General features: G+C 67.1%; 2 protein-coding genes and 1 pseudogene. All 3 read left to right on the forward strand.

The window, feature by feature from the left end; translation table 11 throughout:
- Positions 1-708, forward strand: a 708-nt coding sequence (locus tag ACTWQJ_RS49930; protein WP_443312974.1) for a 2,3-diaminopropionate biosynthesis protein SbnB, incomplete at its 5' end; no start/stop codon positions are given.
- Positions 709-787: 79 nt separating this feature from the next.
- The gene (gene sbnA / locus ACTWQJ_RS49935; RefSeq protein ID WP_443312975.1) at positions 788-1,873 is read left to right on the forward strand and encodes a 2,3-diaminopropionate biosynthesis protein SbnA; all 1,086 of its coding nucleotides are present in this window, start codon (positions 788-790) and stop codon (positions 1,871-1,873) included.
- 44 nt (positions 1,874-1,917) lie between these two features.
- Positions 1,918-2,437 (forward strand): annotated as a pseudogene (locus ACTWQJ_RS49940) (transposase); the annotation flags it as partial.
- Between the last annotated feature and the right edge of the window lie 268 nt (positions 2,438-2,705).

Below are 2,705 nucleotides of genomic sequence, written 5' to 3' on the forward strand. Positions count from 1 at the left end.
CCGTTCGCCTGCCTGGAGAGTTCCATCATCAGCGCCACCAGGACGGCCGCGTCGGCGGCGTTGGCCGCGGACCGGCTCAGTCGGGACCGGCCACGGCCCACGCGCGTCGGGTTCTTCGGGACGGGCCTGATCGCCCGCTACATCCACGCGTTCCTGGCCGGCAGCGGCTGGTCGTTCGACGAGATCGGCGTACACGACCTGTCCGCCGACAGCGCGGCCGGCTTCCGCTGCTATCTCGAGCAGTCGGGCACCACAGGCCGGATCACGGTGCACGACAGCGCCGAGGGGCTGATCTGCTTCAGCGACCTGGTGGTTTTCGCCACCGTCGCCGGTGAGCCACACGTCAGCGACCCTACGTGGTTCTCGCACAATCCTGTGGTTCTGCACGTGTCGCTGCGCGACCTCGCGCCGGAGATCGTTCTCGCCTCGACCAACATCGTCGATGACGTCGAGCACTGTCTGAAGGCCGACACCTCGCCGCATCTGGCCGAGCAGCTCACGGGCAACCGGGACTTCCTGCAGGGCACGTTGGACGACGTGATGGCCGGGCGGGTGACGGTGCCGGCGGACCGGCCGGTGGTGTTCTCGCCCTTCGGCCTCGGGGTGCTCGACCTCGTGGTCGGCAAGTACGTCTACGACGAGGTGGTCCGCTCCGGAGAGCTGCACGTCATCGACGACTTCTTCCACGAACTGCGCCGGTACGGATGACCGTCCGAGAGGCCTTCAGCTCTGGCCACGGCCGGAGGGACGTTCCGAAAGTCCTGCTGCAGATGAGGAGGAGGCCGTCGTGCCCGTCATATCCGCTCCCCATGCCTTCAACGAAGCACAGCTCTATGTCGACCTTCGGCCCATCTTCGGGCGCTCCCTGTTCCTGAAGTGCGAGGGCTTCAACTTCGCTGGCTCGATCAAGCTGAAGGCCGCGACCGAGATGGTGGAGACCGCCGAGCGGGACGGAGTCCTCAAGCCGGAGTCGATCCTGGTCGAGTCCTCGTCGGGCAACCTGGGCGTGGCGCTGAGCATGATCGCGGCGAGCAAGGGCTACCGGTTCCTGTGCGTGACGGACTCCCGCTGCAACTTGTCGACCAGACTGCTGATGGAGGCATTGGGCAGCCGGGTGCACACCATCGCCGACTTGGACGCCGGCGGCGGCTTCCTGTGCGCGCGGATCGACTACGTCCGCGCGCTGTGCGATTCCGATGACCGGTACGTGTGGCTCAGTCAGTACACCAATCCGGGCAACTGGAAGGCGCATTACCACAAGACGGCGCCGGAGATCACCCAACGCTTCCCGCGCCTGGACGTACTGTTCGTCGGCGCCGGCACCACCGGGACTCTGATGGGCTGCGCACGCTACTTCCGTCAGTGGCACCGGCCGGTGCGGATCGTCGCAGTGGACAGCGTCGGCTCGGTGATCTTCGGTGGTGCGCCGGGCCGCCGCATGATTCCCGGTCTCGGCATGAGCATACGTCCGCCGCTGCTCGACGAGTCCTACGTGGACGAGGTGATACGTGTCGAGGAGACGGACACCATCCGTGCCTGCCATCGTCTGGCCAGACGCGGATTCCTGTTCGGCGGCTCCACCGGCACGGTCGTCAGCGGCGCGATGCGTTGGCTGGCCGACCATGACACGCGTGAACTCACCGCAGTGGCCATCGCCCCAGACCTCGGCGAGCGCTACCTCGACACCATTTACCAATCCAATTGGCTGGGGGATCTCTACGGCGAGGACGTGCTCGACTCCGACGAAACGGCCGACGGTTCCTGGGCAGCCAGCCCCGCGCCAACGCGCCAAGGGAGCCGCCCACCGCACCACCCGCAGACCGGCGACGGCGGCGGTAACCAGCACCGTCGGCACCAGGACCGTAAAGCGTAGGTGTTCTGTCCACGCAGTGGCGGGGTCGCGTCCAGCGAAGTGGTGTACGGGTTCGACACAACGCCGACGGCCACCGCGATATCCTCGGCCTGGACATGGCAACCACCGAGGACGGCGCCGACTGGCTGGCCTTCCTGCGCTCACTCACCGCCTGGGGCCTGTCCGGCGTCCAGCTGGTCATCTCAGACGCCCACGCCGCCCTGGTCAATGCGATCGGCGCGGTACTGCCCGGTGCCGCCTGGCAGCGCTGCCGCACCCTCCCCCACGCCCTGAACGGGCGCGGGCGGTACCCCCATCGCCCGCGCGCTGCTGAGCCAGGTACCGAAATCGGCCCAGCCGTGGGTGGCCCCGCTGCTGCGGACGGTCTTCGAGCAGCCCGACACCGACGCCGTGAAGGCCCAGATGCGGCACGTGCTGGACGCGTTGGAGGCCAAGCTCCCCAACGCTGCCGAGCACCTGGACGCGGCTCAGCACGACGTGCCGGCCTTCACCGCATTTCCGCGTGAGAGCTCGCGGCAGATCCGGTCGAACAATCCGCAAGAACGCCTGAACAAGGAGATCCGGGGGTCACCAACGGCCGGTCCTCGAAGCCCGAACTCCGCTTCACTACACCCTAGGTGCAGTCGGCCGCACCGGTCGTCCCGCTGCTGTTTGAACCGCCCCGGTTCGAATAGAGACTCGATTCCATGTAAGGATCAGAGTCATGGCACGTCCCTCCTCCTACCCCAATGCCGCGTAGTTAGCGTGTGACGCGATCCGTCAAATCGCCTGTGGGGGCGGCGTGTTGTGGAGGCATGGAGACGGGACCTCGGGTATGGCAGGTAGTCGACCA

Source organism: Streptomyces sp. KR55 (genome assembly GCF_052245645.1).
Lineage (GTDB): Bacteria > Actinomycetota > Actinomycetes > Streptomycetales > Streptomycetaceae > Streptomyces > Streptomyces flavusporus.